We start from the raw sequence: 1199 nt of genomic DNA, 5'->3' as shown, positions 1-1199 counted from the left end.
CCCTACGACCGATAACGCCCCAACGTCCGCAACCCCGGCAGCGCCCTGTCCTCGAAGTCGAAGAGGGCCAGGTTCTCCCACGCGTTGCCCGAGGTCGGGGCCGTCGGGTCCCAGCCGCTGCCCGCTCGGTAGGTCCACAGGCCCTCCCAGTAGCAGTAGCCGAGGCCCTGCCCGCCCGGGACCCCGGCGGCGAGGTCGGCCACCGTGCGCAGCCACGCGGCCTGGCCTTCGGGGGTGGCGGGGAAACCGTCGGTGAGCTGCGAGGGGCTGTTCATGATGTCGTTGACGTCGTCCTCGCTCTCCAGCGTGAACGGGTACGCCGTCTCGGCGATCACGCACGGCTTGCCGTAACGCGCGGTGACGTCGGCCATGTTGGCCGCCGCGTCCGCGATCGGGCCGTGCCAGAAGGGGTAGTAGGAGAGCCCGATGATGTCGAAGTCGACGCCGTACGACACCACGTTGTCGAACCACCAGCGGTACAGCCCGTTGTCGCCGCCGTTGGCCAGGTGCAGGATCGTGCGGACCCGCGGGGTGGTGTCGCGGGCCGCGCTCAGACCGGCCTTGAGGAAGGCGGTCATGTTGTCGAAGTGCTCCCAGTTGCCCTCGGGCCAGATCAGGCCGCCGTTCAACTCGTTGCCGATCTGCACCAGTTGGGCCGGAGTGCCCTGCCGCTTCAGCGCGCCGAGGACATCGGCCGTGTGGTCGTACACCGCCCTCGCCAGACCCGCCACGTCCAGGCCCGCCCAGGCGGCCGGCTTGGTCTGGTGCGCCGGGTCGGCCCAGCTGTCGGAGTAGTGGAAGTCGATCCAGATGCCCACCCCGGCCCGCTTGAGGCGACGGGCCAGCGGCAGGATGCGCGCCTTGGTGTTGTAGCCGTCGGCCGGGTTCACCCACACCTTGAGGCGGGCGTGCGTGACGCCGGCCTGGGCGATCAGTCGGACCGGGTCCGCGCGGTGGCCGTCGGCGGTGCGGTAGACCACGCCCTGGTCCTCGTTCTTGGGCAGCGAGGAGATGTCCACGCCCCGGATGTCCAGACAGTCCCGCCGGGCCGCGGAAGGTGCGGCGACCGCCGGTGCCGCCCCGAGTACGGGAACGGCCAGCGCGGCGGCTCCGGCGGCGGTGAGAACACTGCGTCTGCGCATCTCAAGGGGTCCTTTCGCGGACGGTCACGGGGGCACCGGCACTGCGGTGGCCCGGTC

1 protein-coding gene is annotated in these 1199 nt (G+C 71.2%); it reads right to left on the bottom strand.

The features are described from left to right. Nucleotides 1-2: 2 nt before the first annotated feature. Nucleotides 3-1142 carry an arabinogalactan endo-1,4-beta-galactosidase gene (locus EHS43_RS44885; RefSeq protein ID WP_125196091.1) on the bottom strand — a complete coding sequence of 380 codons (1140 nt, stop codon included), beginning with the start codon at nt 1140-1142 and terminating at the stop codon, nt 3-5. Between the last annotated feature and the right edge of the window lie 57 nt (nt 1143-1199).

The sequence above is a fragment of the Streptomyces sp. RP5T genome, from assembly GCF_003933965.1.
Taxonomy (GTDB): Bacteria; Actinomycetota; Actinomycetes; order Streptomycetales; family Streptomycetaceae; genus Streptomyces.
This window is presented reverse-complemented; position numbering and strand designations above follow the sequence as displayed.

Excerpts from the sequence above, each read along its gene's own strand:
- EHS43_RS44885 (WP_125196091.1), bottom strand. The coding sequence starts at position 1,142 with ATGCGCAGACGCAGTGTTCTCACCGCCGCCGGAGCCGCCGCGCTGGCC.